The sequence below is a fragment of the Tateyamaria algicola genome (assembly GCF_047715485.1).
Lineage (GTDB): Bacteria > Pseudomonadota > Alphaproteobacteria > Rhodobacterales > Rhodobacteraceae > Tateyamaria.
Window position 1 is genome coordinate 558,026 of sequence record NZ_CP180422.1, and the last position, 16,201, is coordinate 574,226.

Genomic DNA, 16,201 nt, shown 5'->3' on the forward strand with positions numbered 1-16,201 from the left:
GTCACAGCGGCCAAATGAACGGGATCACAGCCGAGGCCAACAACCCAACGCTCAGGTTCAGCGGGATACCGACCCGCATGAAATCCGTAAACTTGTATCCCCCGGGACCATAGACCAGCATGTTGGTCTGATAGCCGATGGGCGTCGCGAACGAGGCCGAGGCCGCGACCATCACCGCCACAACCAGCGGGCGCGGATCAATGCCAAGTGCCGTTGCGAGGCCAATCGCGATCGGCGTCACCACCACGGCCACGGCGTTGTTGCTGACCAGTTCCGTCAACACAGACGTCAGCAGGTAGATCGCCCATATGATCAAGAAGGGCGGCAATGTGCCGAGCCACGGGGCAATCACCTCGACGATCAAAGCGACCGCGCCCGATGCCTCAAGCGCCGCCCCAATCGCCAGCATGGAAAAGATCAGCGCCAGCAAGCGCCCATCGACAAAGGAAAACGCCTCGTCCGCGTCGATGCAGCGGGTGACTAGCACCAGCGCTACGGCCAGCACCGACAGCATGAAGATCGGGGCGACACCAAGGGCCGCCAAAACGACGATGCCCAAAAGGGCCACCAAGGCAATTGGGGCGTGGCTGCGCCGGAACGCGCGTTGCGAGGGTTTGGAGACGTCGACCATGTCCATGTCTGCCGCCAGACGCTGGATGTCTTCGGGCGCCCCTTCAAGCAGCAGCGTGTCACCGATCCGCACAACCAACTCGTCCAGTTGCCGCCCGATGTTCTGGTTCCGCCTGTGCACCGCCAACGGATAGACGCCATAGCGCCGCCGCAGCCGCAACGCGCCCAATGACCGGCCCACCATCCTGCATCCGGGCGTGATCAACACCTCGACTGTTGTGGTTTCGACTGCACCCACCTGGTCCAGACGCTTGAGTTCCTTGTTGCGCTGCAGGCTCAGCAATTCTGTCATTTGCGTGCGCAGGACCACACGGTCACCCACTTTCAACTCGACCCCCGACAGGTTGCGCCGCAACGATTGATCCCCGCGCACGACGTCGATCAGGCGGACACCTTCGCGCTTGAACAGCTGCACGCCGGTGACTTCGCGCCCCACAAGGTTCGAGTCCGGGGGAATGACCGCCTCGGTAAAGAACTTCATGCGGCTGCGATCACTCAGCAACCCGGCCATGCTATCGCGGTCGGGCAGCAGCATCGGCCCGAAGAACCGCAGATAGATCATGCCCCAGATCACAAGGATGATGCCCAGCGGCGTGACCTCGAAAATCGTGAAGGGCTCCAACCCCTGCGTGCGCGCGACACCGTCCACAAGCAGGTTGGTCGACGTCCCGATCAGGGTCAGCGTACCCCCGAGGATGGCGGCATAACTCAGCGGGATCAGCATCTTGGACGGCGAAACACCCATCGTCTTGGCCAGCTGGATGAACACCGGGATCATCACGACCACCACGGGCGTATTGGACACGATGGCCGAACTGATGATCACAAAGGCCATCAGCAGCACAATCGCGATGACGGGATTGGTGCGCGCCTGACGGTCCGCAAGACCCGTAAACGCCTCAAGCGCGCCCGTGCGTACCAGTGCGCCCATGATGATGAACATCGCTGCAATGGTCCAAGGTGCGGGATTCGACAGCACGGCAACCGCATTGTCATAGGGCAACGCGCCCGAGATCAGCATCAGCCCCACACCGGCAATCGCCACGACTTCGGCGGGAAAGCTTTCGCGCAGGAACAGCACGAACATGATCAGAACAACCGTCAAGGTGAGAACGGCATTGCCCGTCTCGGAAAGCTCAATCAAACCCATGGGCGGTTCTTTGCTGTGGCTCGCATCAGCGGCCACTGTCCCCCATCACGGCAGGGGCTTCAAGCGATGCTTTGCGCGGTTGCACCAGGTACATGCCCACCAAAAGCAGTGCCAGGGCGCCCCAGATGACCGCCGGATAGGCCTCGTCCAGGATCAGCTTGGCCCAGAAAATGCCAAACAGCGTGACGAGATAGCTAATCTGCACCGCAAAGACGGGCCCGGCCCGCCCCACCAGCCAGACATAGCCCGCATAGACCAGCACATGCGATGTCGAACTGAGGACGAGCGCCCATTCCGGCGCACCAAAGGAGATGCGCGGATCGATCCACTGACCGCTTGCCAGCGCCAGCGGCAAGGCCAGCACCGACCCCACCAGCGACGCCCCCCACAGCACCTGAATGGGGTCCAGCCCCGCCGTGCCCCAGCGGGCCACGTAATTGCCCTCGAATGCATAAAACAGGCCTGAAACGAGGCCAACCAGCAGCCAGATCGTGGGGATCGCCCCCGACATGTCCGCGCCCGGCAGAACAAGCAGCATCACCGCGCTCAGGCCAGCCACCAGCCCGGTAAAGCGGCGCCATTCGAACCGGTCCAGTGCCAGCAGCAGCGCAACGGGAAAGGCCCAGATCGGGATCATCGACAACAGCAGCGACATGACCCCGGCTGGCAGATGGACCGCCGCCTGATAGCTGGCGGAGTTCGGCAGGAGTGAGCCAATCAGCGCAATCACCACGTAGACCCGCAGCTGCGCCCGCCCCAGGGGCAAGCGCGTGCCGCGCAGGACTGAAATCACCGACATCACGATCACGCCGATGGCCAGTTGCCAGAAAATCAGGCCGAAATGCCTGTATCCTGTGCTGACCGCGATCTTGGTCAGCGGCATGGTCAGCCCCCACCCCGCACCCAGCAGGATCAGAACGCCCACATAGGTCAGGCGGTCGCGCTGTGTCACGGCCCGGCTGGAGCCAGCAGCCCGCCCTGGCGCACCATTTCGATCCGGGTGGCGTGGCCTGCATCATCCGTCTCGACATAGACGCCCGACAACGTGGCCGGACCAAGCGCGGGGGCAAAACGCTCCTTCGGCATCCCGGTGATGAACCGGCGCAGCGGCTCATCGCGCTGCATCCCGATGACCGAGTTGTAGTCGCCGCACATGCCTGCATCGGTGAGGTACGCACAGCCCTTGGACAGGATCATCGCATCGGCCGTCGGCACATGCGTATGCGTGCCCACCATCAGGGTGGCGCGCCCGTCGCACCAATGGCCCATGGCCATCTTCTCGGATGTCGCCTCGCAATGGAAATCGACGATCACAGCGTCTGCCTGCCCGCCAAGGGGATGGGCGCGAAACACGGTTTCGAGCGCGGAAAACGGATCGTCAAAGGGGCGCTTCATGAACACCTGGCCCAGCGCTTGTGCCACCAGAACCTTTTTGCCACCGCGTGCTGTAAACAGGCGCGCGCCCTTGCCCGGCGATGCCTTGGAAAAGTTCAGGGGGCGGATGATGCGCGGTTCGGCCTCGATGAATTGCAACATGTCCTTCTGGTCAAAGGCGTGATCGCCGAGCGTGATGCAGTCGGCCCCCGCCTCCAGCAGCGCCTTGGCATGTGCGCCCGACAGCCCCATGCCCGAGGTCGCATTCTCGCCATTGACCACGACGAAATCGAGGTTCCAGTCATTGCGCAGGCGGGGCAGATGATCGGCAACCGCATGACGGCCCGCCCGGCCCATCACGTCACCCAGAAAGAGAATGTTCATGCTTTCCCATATGCCGCCCAGCGCGCAAACGGCAAGCGCAAAGACGCAGCATGGCGCTCCTCATCTTGCCAGACAAACTCCGGGGGTGGCGCGTCAGCGCAAGGGGCTGGCCCCCTGCCGACCTCGATCACCTCGGTGTCGGTGACGATCATGTCCAGTGGCTGATCCGTCGCCTCAAGCGGCAATGCAGGCGCTTCCTGCGCGCCATAGGCGAACCCGATGGCCAGGGTCGCGCGGCGCGCGCGCAACCTCTCTAGCGTGCGGTCATAAAACCCGCCGCCATAGCCCAACCGCCCGCCTGCCCGCGTAAAGGCCACGAGGGGCACGATCACGATCTCGGGGTCCAGAAAGTCATCCACGTCCGGCACCCGCGCCCCGAATGGGCCGTCGCACAGCGCGCCCTCGGGCGTCCAGCGCGAGAACTCCAAGGGTTGGCCTGCGCCGATGATCACCGGCACGCAGACAGGCCCATGTGCGGCGGCCTCGGCCATTGCGGGCAAGGGGTCAATCTCGGACCGGATCGGCATGTAGCCCGACAGGGGCACTCCGCGATAGCCCGCCAACACCGAGGACAGCAAGCCACAGGCCCCGCCCGCATCCAGATCAAAGGCCGCCTTGCGCGCGGCAAAGGCGGCCTTGCGTGCGGCCGCTTTCGCCTCATCCAAGCCCATAACGCGCCCCCATGGGTCGGTGGGCGGGGCGAATTTGCCAAGGGCAAACAGCGCCTGACCAGCGACACGTCATAGCAGCACCAGTGCGGCAAGCCCCAGGAAGGCAAAGAAACCCACAACATCCGTCACCGTCGTAACGAACGCACCAGAGGCCAATGCCGGGTCCACGCCCAAACGATCCAGCACCACGGGGATAACCGTACCCGCCAGGCCAGCCACCACCATGTTCACAACCATCGCTGCTGCAATCACATAGCCGAGCGCGGGCGAGCCGAACCAGATGACGCCCACAACCCCCATCACGACGGCAAAGACCATGCCGTTGATCAGGCCCACCAGAACCTCGCGCCGGATCACGCGCCAGACATTGGCCCCGGTCAAATCCTTGGTCGCCAGCGCGCGCACCGCGACCGTCAGCGACTGAGTGCCCGCATTCCCGCCCATGGACGCCACGATCGGCATCAGCACGGCCAGCGCCACAAGCTGCGCGATCGCCGCCTCGAACTGGGCAATCACCAGCGAGGCGAGAATGGAGGTGACAAGGTTCACCATCAACCAGGGCAAGCGCCGCCGCGTGGTCTCGCGCACATTGTCCGACAGGGCGGATTCTTCGCCCACACCGGCCAGACGCAGGATGTCTTCCTCGTGTTCTTCATCCAGCACGGCCATCGCGTCATCTATGGTGATCAGACCGATCAGCCGCCCCTCGTCATCGACAACCGGGGCCGAAATCAGGTGATACTGGTTGAACGCATAGGCCACGTCACTTTCGGCCTGCGTGGCGGGGATGACCTGAAACGTCTCTTCGACCAGATCGCTCAGCCGCACGTCGCGGCGCGAGCGCATCAACTTGCCCAGGGTCACATTGCCGATGGGGTGCAAGCGCGGATCGACCAGCACGATGTGATAGAACTGCTTGGGCAATTCGTCCTCATCCGCGCTGCGCAGCCTGTCGATGGCCTCGCCCACCGTCCAGTGTTCGGGCGCCATGACCACTTCGCGCTGCATGAGGCGCCCGGCGGAGTATTCGGGAAAGGCCAGTGCCTGCTCGACCATCGCGCGGTCTGAATCTTCGAGCGCGTCGAGGATCTGCTCTTGCTGGGCGTCGTCCAGATCCTCGATCAGGTCGACCACGTCGTCGCTGTCCAGATCGCGCACCGCGTCGGCCAGAATGGTCGGCTTCAGGACACCGATCACCTCTTCACGGATCGATTCGTCGAGTTCGGACAGGATGTCGCCGTCAAATTCCCGGTCATAGAGGCGGATCAGGCGCGAGCGGTCAAAGGCGTTGATCTGTTCCAGAAGGTCCGCAATGTCCGCCGCGTGCAGCGGTTCCATAAGCGCGGTCAGTTGATCACGATCCTCGATATCGACGGCGTAGAGGATGGCAGAGACATCTTTGCGCTCAAGCACATAGGCGTTGTCGTCGCCTTGCGGGTCCATCACATCACTCTCGTCTGACATGAGACCCCTCCGTTCTGCCCAAGACCTGCGCGCAGACCATAGGACGCGCCCCGGCCAGTGACAATGGGCACCAAATTCGCTTTGCGCCCCCGCAGCCGTGCGGCCATAAAGCATGCATGACCACCCGACATCTCCTTACCGGCCATGTGCTGCAGTATTCCGGCAATCCGTTTGTTGAGCCTTGGGAAAATGCTGTCAAAATCCTCGAAAACAGCGCCGTTTTGATCCAAGACGGCACAGTGCGGGCCGTAGGCAACGCAGCTTTTGTCGAGGGTGCCGACGTCGTGCACCATGACCACCGCGGGCGGCTCATCATGCCCGGATTTGTGGACGCCCACGCACACTACCCGCAGACGGCCATCATCGCCTCTTGGGGCAAGCGCCTGATCGACTGGCTGAACACCTACACGTTCCCCGAGGAAATGCGGCTGAGCGACCCCGCCTATGCCGATCAGATTGCCAATCGTTACCTCGATCTGGTGCTGGATCACGGGACCACCAGCGTGGCGAGCTTTTGCACGATCCACCCGGCCAGCGTCGATGCGATTTTCTCGGCCGCTGCCACGCGCGGGATGGCGGTTGTTGCCGGCAAGACGTGCATGGATCGCAATGCGCCCCAAGGTTTGCGCGATACCGCACAGACGGCCCATGATGACAGCGAGGCGCTGCTGACGCGCTGGCACCGCAAGGACCGGGCCGTCTATGCCATCACGCCGCGATTTTCGCCCACCTCCACGCCCGAACAGCTTGAGGCGCTTGGTGCACTTTGGGCCACGCATCCAGACGCGCTGATGCAGACCCATCTCAGCGAGCAGGTGGATGAGGTGGCGTGGATGCGCGATCTTTATCCCGGCGCGCGCGACTATCTGGACACCTACGAGGCGCATGGGTTGTTGGGCGCGCGTGGGGTTTATGGTCACGCCATCCACCTGACGGGCCGCGAAATCGACCGGCTGCGTGAGGTGGGGGCAAGCCTGGTGCATTGCCCCACATCGAACACCTTCATCGGGTCGGGCCTCTTTGATCTGATGGGGTTGGCGCGCGCAGGCCAAACCGTTGGCCTTGCGACCGACACCGGCGGCGGGTCGTCCTTTTCCATGCTGCGCACGATGGCGGCCGCCTATGAGATCGCGCAATTGCGTGGAGACGCGGTACATGCCGCCCAGCTTTTGTGGTTGGCGACGACGGGTTCGGCAACCGCGCTGCACCGCGCAGATGAAATCGGCGCGCTTGCTCCGGGTTTGGCTGCTGACATCTGCGTGCTTGACCTGGCCTCAACCCAGGCCATTGCACAGCGGGCGCGCGAGGCGGGAGACATCTGGGATGCCGTATTCCCGACCATCATGATGGGCGATGATCGCGCCGTGGCCGAAGTCTGGGTGAACGGCCAGCCTTTGCGCGGCGGAAAATGACTTCATTTTCCGGCCCGTTTTCCGAAGTCGGAAAACGTCACCGCTCAGCAAGGGGCCGCGAGCACCATGACCCAGCGATTGCCCTCGACGCGCGCTACACCGACCGCTTGTGCCTTGCGGTGCAGGATGTTCTTGCGATGCCCGCGCGATCCCATCCATGCCGCCATCACAGCCGCCAGAGATGTTTGCCCCATCGCGATGTTTTCCGCACCAAAGCAATAGGCGTAGCCAACCCGGCCTAACCGCGCGCCGATATCCGACCCGTCCGACCCCGTGTGATCAAAGAACCCGCGGGCGGCCATATCCGCACCATGTGCCTGCGCTGCCGCCTCCAGCCGCGCATCATAGACCAGCGCTGACCGCCCCTGAGCTGCACGTTCCGCGTTCACGGCCGCCAAGACCTCGGGATTGGCCGCACCCATCCCGGCCCAGCACAGGCTCACCATAATCGCCCGGATCATCCACATCACATCGCCTCGCTCAAATCGCGTGCCAGCGCATTCTGGCGCGCCACCACCGTGTCCAGATCGATTGTGGTGACATGCCCATCCCGCACGATCTGCTGCCCTTCGACAAAAAGATCGCGCACGGTCGTCGGCCCGGCCAGCAGCAGCGCCGCCGGATCCCAACTGCCTGACGACGCGACGCCTGAGACATCCCAGACGGCGAGATCGGCGCGTGCGCCGACCTGCACCCGACCACAATCGGGACGGCCCAACACGTCCGCACCGCCGCGCGTTGCGATCTCCAGCGCTTCATGCGGTGACATCGCATCGGCCCCTTCAGCCACGCGTTGCAACAACATGGCCTGCCGGGCCTCGGCGACCAGATTGCCTGCATCGTTGCTGGCGGACCCATCCACGCCCAAGCCCACGGGCACCCCCGCATAGCGCATGGCCCGCACCGGGGCGATGCCCGATCCAAGCCGGCAATTGGAACAGGGGCAATGCGCCACGCCCGTGCCCGTGCGCGCGAACAGGTCGATTTCGGCGCGGTCGAGCTTGACGCAATGCGCGTGCCACACATCTGTCCCGACCCAGCCCAGATCTTGCACGTATTGCCCCGGACGACAGCCGAACTTGGCCAGCGAATAGGCGATATCCTCGTCATTCTCAGCCAGATGGGTGTGCATCATCACGCCCTTGTCACGGGCCAACAGGGCTGCGTCGCGCATCAAGTCGCGGCTTACGGAAAAGGGCGAACATGGCGCGACGCCAACCCGGCACATGGACCCCGGGGCGGGATCGTGGAAGGCGTCAATCACGCGGATGCAGTCCTCGAGGATCGCGGCCTCGCTCTCGACCAGATCATCCGGGGGCAACCCGCCGTCACTGACGCCGATGCTCATCGCGCCGCGGGTCGGGTGAAAACGCAGGCCAACCTCTGCCGCCGCAGCGATCGTGTCGTCCAAACGCGCGCCATTGGGATAAAGATAAAGGTGATCGGAGATCAGGGTGCAGCCCGATAGGGCCAGTTCCGCAAGCCCGACTTGGGCCGAGACAAACATGTGTTCGCCCGTAAAGCGCGCCCAGATCGGGTACAACGTCTTCAACCAGCCAAACAGCAGGGCGTTTTGCGCCGCCGGCACGGCACGTGTCAGTGTCTGGTAGAGGTGGTGATGGGTGTTGACGAGGCCCGGCGTGACAACACATTGCGCGGCCTCGACAACCGCGCCATCCGTGCGCAGATCGACGCCAATCTCGGCAATCACTCCGTCACGGATCAGGATATCTGCGTCCCGCAACACCCGGCGGTCATCATCCATCGTCACCACGTGACTGGCGCGCCGGATCAGGCAACTCGTCATATGGTGTCCGCCAGAATGTCCAAGGCCGCGCGGTGGACATCCGCGTTTGCTGCGGCCAGAGCGCGCCCGCCATCATGCACCGGGCGCCCCTCCCAATCCGTCACAATGCCACCTGCGGCCTCGATCAGCGCGATGGGCGCCTGGATGTCATAGCTGTTCAATCCAGCTTCGATCACCAGATCAACCTGCCCTGCGGCGACCAGCGCGTAGGCATAACAATCCATCCCGTAGCGCACCAATTTGACGTGGCGCGCGACAGCCTCAAAACCCGCGCGGTCCTGTGCGGTGCCAACCTCCGGGAAGGTGGTGAACAGGATCGCGTCATTCAGCGTCGATGTCGCACGCGTGGTGATGGCGTGCAATCCGCCAGGGCCGTTCAGTTGCGCCTGCCCTGCCGCACCGACAAAGCGTTCGCCGATATAGGGCTGATCGATCATGCCCAACACCGGACCGCCCTCGGGGCCCACCGCGATCAACACGCCCCAGGTGGGTGTGCCCGCAACAAAGCCGCGGGTGCCGTCAATGGGATCAAGAACCCAGGTCAGACCGCTGGAGCCAGGTTGGCGGCCGAACTCTTCACCCAGAATGCCATCTTGCGGGCGTTCTTCCGCCAGCACGGCGCGCATCGCCTGCTCTGCCGCGCGGTCAGCAACGGTTACGGGGTCATAACCGCCCTGCAACTTGTTTTCGGTGTTCAGCGCGGTGCCGCGAAAGTAGGGCAAGATCGCCGTGCGCGCCGCATCCGCCATCGCGTGGGCGACGCTGGTCAACTCTTGAATGTCGTAAGTCATGTTTCAGCGGTGCCAGAGGACGCATGGCAACGCAAGCCCTCACGACGGCCGTATCGCGCAATGCTGCACAGGTCTTAACCTTTAGGCGACGTCGCTGAGAACGCGCGCCAGTTCAAACAGGCGGCGGCGCTGATTTTCGGGAATGGCGTAGTAGGTGCGCACCAACTCCATCGCTTCTTTGTCGCTCAGCATATCCTGAGGCGCATCGCTGCGTGCGCCGTCAAACTGTGCACCATTCTCCTGGATACCTTCAAAGAAGAAGGCAACAGGAACGCCCATGGCCTCACCGATATCCCACAGGCGGGACGCGCTCACGCGGTTTGCACCTGTTTCGTACTTCTGAATCTGCTGGAACTTGATGCCCACGAGGTCGGCCAGCTTTTGCTGTGTCATTCCGATCAGCCAGCGCCGTTGACGAATGCGCTTTCCAACATGAACGTCGACCAAATGTGCCATCGGGTGTCCTTCTTTCTGTTGCCGCGCTTGAAACCTGAAGACGGCATGTCTTCGCTGCTGTAACAGAAGACCACACGCGCCAGCCTCCTTCAGGTTGTGCACACGTTACGCGCAGCACACGTGCATTTCAACGAAAACCACCCGCATGACGCGAGTTGCGCACCGTCGCACACCAATTTGTTTGCTACGAAATAGTTAATACTTTTTTTAATTTTTTCAAAAGGTTGGCGAAAAACCAGTCGGGCCGCATAGGGCAGAATCGGTGTTTGTGTGCCTGCAATCAACACCTTAGCGGTGGTGAAACGCGCTGCAATCAGCGGCAGAGTGCAACGCGTTTTCTGCGATCAAAGTCGCTATCGGGTGATCCGGACGGCACAATCCTGTTTTCGCGGATTTTCGCCAATTTGGTCCAAAAATTCAGTCTTTCGATCCGAATCGCCCTGTTTCACAGCTTGGAAACCGCGCGCAACTGCACGGGTTCCGGCGCTTGAAAGGCCCGCCGCAATAGCGACACCAGCGCATCATGCACCTCACTGGATGCACCCGTGGCCCCGTAGAGGTTGATCCGATGCGCCGGCAGATCGGGCAAGCTGCCGCCGTGGTCGATCTTGTCGAGATGCGGCGGCTCGGTGCCTTCGATCATCGTGTGCACGGCCAGATCGGCGCTCACGGTGGCCTCGATCGTGCGGTCGCTTTCGGTTTCGACCACCACGTCCCAGGGAATACCCGCCTCGTCCAACTGCTCGACCACACGCGGGCGGAAGGTGCATTGACGACCAAAGGCCAGCTTGAGCGGACGTTGGCGCCACGCCGAACCGCCCGGGGCGCCAATCCAGACCAGCGGTTTGGTACAAAGCTCTTCGCCGCCGCTATCAATGCCGGTCTCGGTTGTCAGGATGACATCACATGCTCCCTTTGCGAATTCGGACTTGAGCCTGAGTGTGTTGGAGCTGTCGAGTTGCACCTTTACCCGCGGAAACGCAGCGTGGAACTGTTTCAACACGCGGGGAATGGCCGGATAGACGATGTCATGGGGCACACCCAACGCGATCTCGCCCTCGTAGGCCTGATCGGTCAGCCGCGTGATCACCTCGTCGTTCAGGGCCACCATCCGGCGGGCATAGACCAGCAACTGCTCGCCCGAGGCCGTGAGGGCAATCGTCCGGCCCGACCGGTCAAACAGATCAAGGCCCAGCAGTTCCTCAAGCCGTTTCAGCTGCATCGACACGGCAGATTGCGTCAAATGCAGAAATCCGGCGGCGCGTGTGACGCCACCGCTTTCAGCGACGGCAACAAACGAGCGCAGGGTCGTTATGTCCAAATTTCTCATATCAACGTTCCTGATGTATTAGGCCACAAACATTCGTTTTCAAAATGTGGCATGGCTTGTCATATACATCAAGAGCTTTGATGAAAGCCTGACAAACCATCACTTCCGCCAAAGGAGAAACACCATGGCCGCCACTGATTACACCACCCGCACCACCCGTATGGCGGCGCCCGCTGCGCCCCGCTTTTCCTTGTGGACAATGATTGCCGTGTGGCGCTCGCGTCGCGCGCTGGCGCACCTCGATGCCCGCGCGCTCGATGATATCGGCGTCAACCGCGACCGCGCCGCGGCAGAAGCCGCAAAACCCATCTGGGACGTGCCGTCCACATGGCGCCTGTAAGAGACGGAGACCGGACTGCGACAAAAAGCACCGATTTATGACAAAAACAGTCGGAATGTTGCAGTCCGGACCCGCTTAAACGTCGAAAAAACCTTGAAACACTGGTCACCTGACACGATATTTGACGCAATGCGGGCGTAAATCCGCGCCCGGTGGCATTCCCACCGTAATTTGTATCAATTTGGAGGTCATAATGGCTGAGTTGAATACGATCCGGTCTACGGCTGGAGTACAAGCCGCCCAGATCGACGCTGGGCTTCGTGCCCACATGAACAAAGTCTACGGCACAATGTCCGTGGGCATGCTGATCACTGGCGCAGCTGCCTGGGCCATTGCCGGGCTGGCTGTGACATCCGATCCGACCAATGCAACCATGGCACTGCGCGATGGCCAGTATCTGACCGGTCTGGGTGAGCTGCTTTATGCCACGCCGCTGCGCTGGGTTGTGATGTTCGCCCCCCTTGCCTTCATCCTGTTCGGCTGGGGCGCACTGATGCGCCGCGGCTCGGCTGCGGCCGTGCAACTGGGCTTCTTCATCTTTGCGGCCGTCATGGGCGTCTCGATGAGCTCGATCTTCCTGGTCTACACACCCTACTCGATCACGCAGACGTTCCTGATCACCGCGATCGCCTTTGCGGGTCTCAGTCTTTGGGGGTACACCACCAAGAAAGACCTGAGTGGTATGGGCACCTTCCTCATCATGGGTGTGATCGGCCTGATCGTGGCGATGATCATCAACCTGTTCCTGCAGTCCGGTCCGATGATGTACGCGATCTCGATGATCGGTATCCTGATCTTTGCCGGTCTGACCGCGTTCTACACGCAGGACATCAAGAACACCTATGTGGCGCATGCGGCACATGGCGATCAGGAATGGCTGGACAAGGCCGCCTCTGACGGCGCGCTGAGCCTCTACATCTCGTTCCTGAACATGTTCCAGTTCCTGCTGATGTTCATGGGCCAACAAGAGTAGCGTGCATCGCGATACGCTGAAACGACAGGGGCCGGTCATTGCGACCGGCCCTTTTTCATTCGAAAGGAGCGCACATGACCGTTGTCAAACGCGGCACCGCCGAGCGTGATGCGGGCGGGGAAGGCTCAACACTCGGCCCCTACTCTGCCGAGTTGATCAGCGACACCGCTGGCCTCAGCCAGTTCGGCGCCTTCATCGAAGAACTGCCGCCCGGCTCCCACTCGTCACATGCGCACTGGCATCAGGCAGAAGACGAAATGGTGCTGATCCTGACAGGCTCCATCATGCTGATCGAAGACGGGGTTGAAACCGAATTGACCGCAGGCGACGCCGCCTGCTGGCGGGCAGGCGATCCCGTCGGCCACACCATGCACAACCGCAGCAAAGAACCCGCGCGCTACGTGGTAATCGGAACGCGTGCGCCATCCGACTGCGTCACCTATCCCGACCTCGACAGGGTACTGCATCGCGACCACGCCACCGGCACACGCCGTTACACCACACTGGATGGCGCGCCCGCAGACGCACCAGGCTAAAGGTCACGCATCATGCGCAGGGACGGAAAAGAGATGCCGCCCTGCAGCGTCACATCCATCGGACCAAGCGTCTCGAAACCTACAGCCTGATAGAACCGCTCTGCCGTCAGGGTGGCCCAGCACTCCATCCGTGTCATCCCCGCCGCCCGCGCCTCGGCAAAGCTGCGCTCCATCAGGGCGCGCCCCACACCCCGGCGCAAGGCGCGGTCATCTGTCACCACGTGGCGGATATGGCCAAGGCCCGCGACTTTGCGATCCGGTGTCCAGCCGCCAGCACCCAGAATGGCGCCGCCCTCGTCCGCCACGTAATACGTACCGCACGTCAGCAGTTGTGGCTGTGCGCGGCTGATGATGGGCAGCGCAGTCACCAGCACCGACGGCGGATAATCCGCTTTCAGCAGCTTGGGATAGGTCCGCGCCAGCAGCGCATCCACGGCGGCCATGTCGGCCTTGGTCGAGGGTCGGATCAGCATGGCAGGTGCTCCAGAAACAGGCGCACCTGCGCGCGGGTCGTCAGATGGTGCAGCGTGACGCCGTCATGCGCCCCGGCCATCAGCTGTAGCAGGCGGTCGCGGTTGCTGTTACGCGTGCGCCAAATCCAGCGGTAGAAATCCAGCGTTTCGCCGTGAAACCCCTCCGGGCAGCCATCGGGCAAATCCGGGCGCGTCCGGCCCCAGTGCATCACCATCCGTCTGGTCACGCGCCACAGGCGCAATGACACCGGCAGGTCGATCCATATGAACGTATCCGCACGCGACAGGCGGTGGGCCTGCGTGGTCGAAAACCCACCCTCGAAAATCCACGCATCCCTGTTTTCCACCTCCAGCGCCATGGCCTTGCGCGCCGCAGTCGGGCGCGGCTGCCATCCCGGTTGCCAGTGGATGTGGTCCATGTGGTAAACGGGCAGGCCCGTGCGCGCACCCAAGGCCCGCGCCAGCGTGCTCTTGCCCGACCCGGAACCGCCTACGATCATCACCCGTTTCATGCATCCTCCCTCGGCGCGCCGCGGCGCAGATCGTAGATGTAACTCTTGTCACCCTTGGCGGTGACCCAGACGGTGGCTGGCGGTTCAGCGGGTTGATCCGCAACGTCAATGTCCCACACCCGCCCGACCAGCGCCCCCGTGAGCGGATCGCGCATGACCCAGCCCAGGGTATCCTCCCACGTGATGGTAAGGTCCGGGCGGTCGGCCCGGCGATAGACCCGTGCCGCCTTCGGATCAGCGGCAAATCGGTAGATCAAGCCGTCCATGCGGCGGATCAGGTGAAACTCGGCCATGTCATGCCCTCACAACGAAAAGGCCGCGTCCTTGCGGCGCGGCCTTTGAAATAGCGAAGAAGAGGCGATCTTACTTGATCTTGCCTTCCTTGTATTCCACGTGCTTGCGCGCCACGGGATCATACTTCCGTACGACCATCTTTTCGGTCATGGTGCGTGCATTCTTCTTGGTCACATAGAAGTGGCCGGTGCCTGCGGTCGAGTTCAGGCGGATCTTGATCGTGGTTGGCTTGGCCATCGGTGTGCTCTCCTGCATCGCCGGGTAAGCCAAAGTGGCCCGCCAGCGGGAAATTCGTAATGAGCGCCGCTTGTACCCGCACGGCCCCCTGAGTCAACCCCAACTTGGCGCCTTTGGCGCAGGGCCGGTGGATTTTGCCCACCCGCCCTTTGTGCGCCGCCCAAGGCGGGCCTTGATCGGTCCGACCCGTGTCAAAGTGAAGAGGCGCGCGGAGGGGCTGTAAGCCGGATTCTGTCTAGGGCGGTTGCCCGCCCCGAGATGACCATTCCTCTTGAGATGCTGTTACCAACACCCCTCTAGCTGCCAACCCGGACCTGCTGGGGCAAAAGCAGCCCCGTTGCTTGCGCAACACGCGGTCCCTATTTGGCATTGCTCCCGGTGGGGCTTGCCGTGCCCGGTCTGTTGCCAGCCCGGCGGTGGGCTCTTACCCCACCGTTTCACCCTTACCGATCCTGAGACCGGCGGTTTGTTTTCTGTGGCGCTTTCCGTCGGGTTGCCCCGCCCGGGTGTTACCCGGCACCGTTTCTTCTTGGAGTCCGGACTTTCCTCTCAGGGTATTGACCTCAGCCAATGCCCCAAGCGGCCATCCGCCCCTCCGCGCAAGCGTCGCCTTACGGGGTGCAGGTGGGGCGCGTCAATGGGGGCGGCGCGCCTGGGGCAGATTCGGGAGCCTCCGGCAGGGATTTTTTGGGAACAGAGAAGGGGCGAACCAGCGCTTAACTCTACCGGGCTGTGCGCCCCAGAGGGGTGAAATCCGCACCTGTCAAAGGGCCGGTCGCAAATGCGCGGTAGCGCAAGCGCACGGCTGCGAGCCGCGTGGCATGGTCGGCCTCAGCCGTGTAGCCCGCGTGTCGTGCAACCTGGTCAAAGTGGTCGGGGTCGGGATCTGGCGGGGCAAGGTCCGTGCCGCGCCGCTTGGCAAGCCCCGACGCCTCGAGCCGGGGCCAGTCAAACCACGGGCCTGGATCGAACTTGCGACCGGGCGCCATGTCGGAATGGCCGATTACATTTTGCGGCGGGATATCCCAAGCGGCCATCATCCGTGCCAGCAGCACCTCAAGGCTGTGCATCAACGCCTCGGTAAAGGGGCCCTGCCCGTCATTGTCCAGCTCAATCCCGATCGAGCGCGAGTTGATGTCGCGCAATCCACACCACTCGCCCGCCCCCGCATGCCACGCGCGCATCCCCTCGCCCACCAATTGGATGACGCGCCCCGTCTTGCAGACTACATAGTGGGCTGACACCTCGCATGCGGGATCACACAACCGGTCTATCGCAGCCTCTGCCGAGGCCATCGCCGTGTAGTGCAGCACGACATATCGGGGGGTCAAACCGTCCCGGCGTGGTCCGCAATTGGGTGAAGGATG

Annotated in this window: 18 protein-coding genes, 1 other RNA gene and 1 pseudogene; 4 read left to right on the forward strand and 16 right to left on the reverse strand. The window is 62.7% G+C overall.

Annotation, left to right across the window (positions count from 1 at the left end):
• Position 1: 1 nt before the first annotated feature.
• From ACMHLQ_RS05155 to mgtE, 5 genes and pseudogenes are all read right to left on the reverse strand, one after another.
• A complete protein-coding gene (locus ACMHLQ_RS05155) occupies positions 2–1,780 on the reverse strand; it encodes an SLC13 family permease (protein ID WP_415403730.1) in 1,779 nt (592 codons plus the stop codon).
• 25 nt (positions 1,781–1,805) lie between these two features.
• A complete protein-coding gene (locus ACMHLQ_RS05160) occupies positions 1,806–2,732 on the reverse strand; it encodes a DMT family transporter (protein ID WP_415403731.1) in 927 nt (308 codons plus the stop codon).
• A complete protein-coding gene (locus tag ACMHLQ_RS05165; RefSeq protein ID WP_415403732.1) occupies positions 2,729–3,538 on the reverse strand; it encodes a TIGR00282 family metallophosphoesterase in 810 nt (269 codons plus the stop codon). The genes ACMHLQ_RS05160 and ACMHLQ_RS05165 overlap by 4 nt, the downstream gene beginning before the upstream one ends.
• A 122-nt stretch (positions 3,539–3,660) precedes the next feature.
• Positions 3,661–4,209, reverse strand: a pseudogene (locus ACMHLQ_RS05170) (5-formyltetrahydrofolate cyclo-ligase); the annotation flags it as partial.
• Positions 4,210–4,278: 69 nt separating this feature from the next.
• Positions 4,279–5,673: a magnesium transporter gene (mgtE, locus tag ACMHLQ_RS05175; protein ID WP_415403733.1), complete on the reverse strand. Its 1,395-nt coding sequence runs from the start codon at positions 5,671–5,673 to the stop codon at positions 4,279–4,281.
• A gap of 116 nt (positions 5,674–5,789) precedes the next feature.
• Between mgtE and guaD the strand changes: the two genes are divergently transcribed.
• Positions 5,790–7,085, forward strand: a complete 1,296-nt coding sequence (guaD, locus tag ACMHLQ_RS05180; RefSeq protein WP_415403734.1) for a guanine deaminase — start codon at positions 5,790–5,792, stop codon at positions 7,083–7,085.
• Between the two features lie 44 nt (positions 7,086–7,129).
• On the opposite strand, the gene ACMHLQ_RS05185 is transcribed toward guaD, so the two are convergent.
• The 5 genes from ACMHLQ_RS05185 to ACMHLQ_RS05205 all read right to left on the reverse strand — a co-directional run bounded on the left by ACMHLQ_RS05185 (position 7,130) and on the right by ACMHLQ_RS05205 (position 11,469).
• Positions 7,130–7,546 (reverse strand): CAP domain-containing protein, encoded by a 417-nt coding sequence (locus tag ACMHLQ_RS05185; RefSeq protein ID WP_415403735.1) that lies wholly within the window; start codon positions 7,544–7,546, stop codon positions 7,130–7,132.
• A 5-nt stretch (positions 7,547–7,551) separates the two neighbouring features.
• Positions 7,552–8,892: an 8-oxoguanine deaminase gene (locus ACMHLQ_RS05190; RefSeq protein WP_415403736.1), complete on the reverse strand. Its 1,341-nt coding sequence runs from the start codon at positions 8,890–8,892 to the stop codon at positions 7,552–7,554.
• A complete protein-coding gene (gene hisN / locus ACMHLQ_RS05195; RefSeq protein ID WP_415403737.1) occupies positions 8,889–9,683 on the reverse strand; it encodes a histidinol-phosphatase in 795 nt (264 codons plus the stop codon). The genes ACMHLQ_RS05190 and hisN overlap by 4 nt, the downstream gene beginning before the upstream one ends.
• Before the next feature lie 81 nt (positions 9,684–9,764).
• The gene (locus ACMHLQ_RS05200; protein WP_415405359.1) at positions 9,765–10,139 is read right to left on the reverse strand and encodes a helix-turn-helix domain-containing protein; all 375 of its coding nucleotides are present in this window, start codon (positions 10,137–10,139) and stop codon (positions 9,765–9,767) included.
• 445 nt (positions 10,140–10,584) lie between these two features.
• Positions 10,585–11,469 (reverse strand): LysR family transcriptional regulator, encoded by an 885-nt coding sequence (locus tag ACMHLQ_RS05205; protein WP_415403738.1) that lies wholly within the window; start codon positions 11,467–11,469, stop codon positions 10,585–10,587.
• A 124-nt stretch (positions 11,470–11,593) separates the two neighbouring features.
• Between ACMHLQ_RS05205 and ACMHLQ_RS05210 the strand changes: the two genes are divergently transcribed.
• From ACMHLQ_RS05210 to ACMHLQ_RS05220, 3 genes are all read left to right on the forward strand, one after another.
• The gene (locus ACMHLQ_RS05210; RefSeq protein ID WP_415403739.1) at positions 11,594–11,809 is read left to right on the forward strand and encodes a DUF1127 domain-containing protein; all 216 of its coding nucleotides are present in this window, start codon (positions 11,594–11,596) and stop codon (positions 11,807–11,809) included.
• 193 nt (positions 11,810–12,002) lie between these two features.
• On the forward strand, positions 12,003–12,782 hold the full coding sequence (locus tag ACMHLQ_RS05215; RefSeq protein ID WP_415403740.1) for a Bax inhibitor-1 family protein: 780 nt from the start codon (positions 12,003–12,005) through the stop codon (positions 12,780–12,782).
• A 74-nt stretch (positions 12,783–12,856) separates the two neighbouring features.
• Positions 12,857–13,318 (forward strand): cupin domain-containing protein, encoded by a 462-nt coding sequence (locus tag ACMHLQ_RS05220; protein ID WP_415403741.1) that lies wholly within the window; start codon positions 12,857–12,859, stop codon positions 13,316–13,318.
• On the opposite strand, the gene ACMHLQ_RS05225 is transcribed toward ACMHLQ_RS05220, so the two are convergent.
• The 6 genes from ACMHLQ_RS05225 to ACMHLQ_RS05250 form a co-directional block, all read right to left on the reverse strand.
• Entirely contained in the window at positions 13,315–13,791 is a 477-nt protein-coding gene (locus ACMHLQ_RS05225) for a GNAT family N-acetyltransferase (protein ID WP_415403742.1), read from the reverse strand. The two genes, ACMHLQ_RS05220 and ACMHLQ_RS05225, sit on opposite strands and share 4 nt — an antisense overlap.
• Positions 13,785–14,303, reverse strand: coding sequence for an AAA family ATPase (locus ACMHLQ_RS05230; protein ID WP_415403743.1), 519 nt, complete (start codon positions 14,301–14,303; stop codon positions 13,785–13,787). The genes ACMHLQ_RS05225 and ACMHLQ_RS05230 overlap by 7 nt, the downstream gene beginning before the upstream one ends.
• Positions 14,300–14,596 (reverse strand): hypothetical protein, encoded by a 297-nt coding sequence (locus ACMHLQ_RS05235; protein ID WP_415403744.1) that lies wholly within the window; start codon positions 14,594–14,596, stop codon positions 14,300–14,302. Before ACMHLQ_RS05235 ends, ACMHLQ_RS05230 begins: the two co-directional genes overlap by 4 nt.
• A gap of 70 nt (positions 14,597–14,666) precedes the next feature.
• The gene (gene rpmG / locus ACMHLQ_RS05240) at positions 14,667–14,834 is read right to left on the reverse strand and encodes a 50S ribosomal protein L33 (protein ID WP_039682682.1); all 168 of its coding nucleotides are present in this window, start codon (positions 14,832–14,834) and stop codon (positions 14,667–14,669) included.
• A gap of 204 nt (positions 14,835–15,038) precedes the next feature.
• Positions 15,039–15,433, reverse strand: an RNA gene (gene rnpB, locus ACMHLQ_RS05245) — RNase P RNA component class A.
• A gap of 123 nt (positions 15,434–15,556) precedes the next feature.
• Entirely contained in the window at positions 15,557–16,147 is a 591-nt protein-coding gene (locus tag ACMHLQ_RS05250; protein WP_415403745.1) for an N-acetylmuramoyl-L-alanine amidase, read from the reverse strand.
• Positions 16,148–16,201 lie beyond the last annotated feature (54 nt).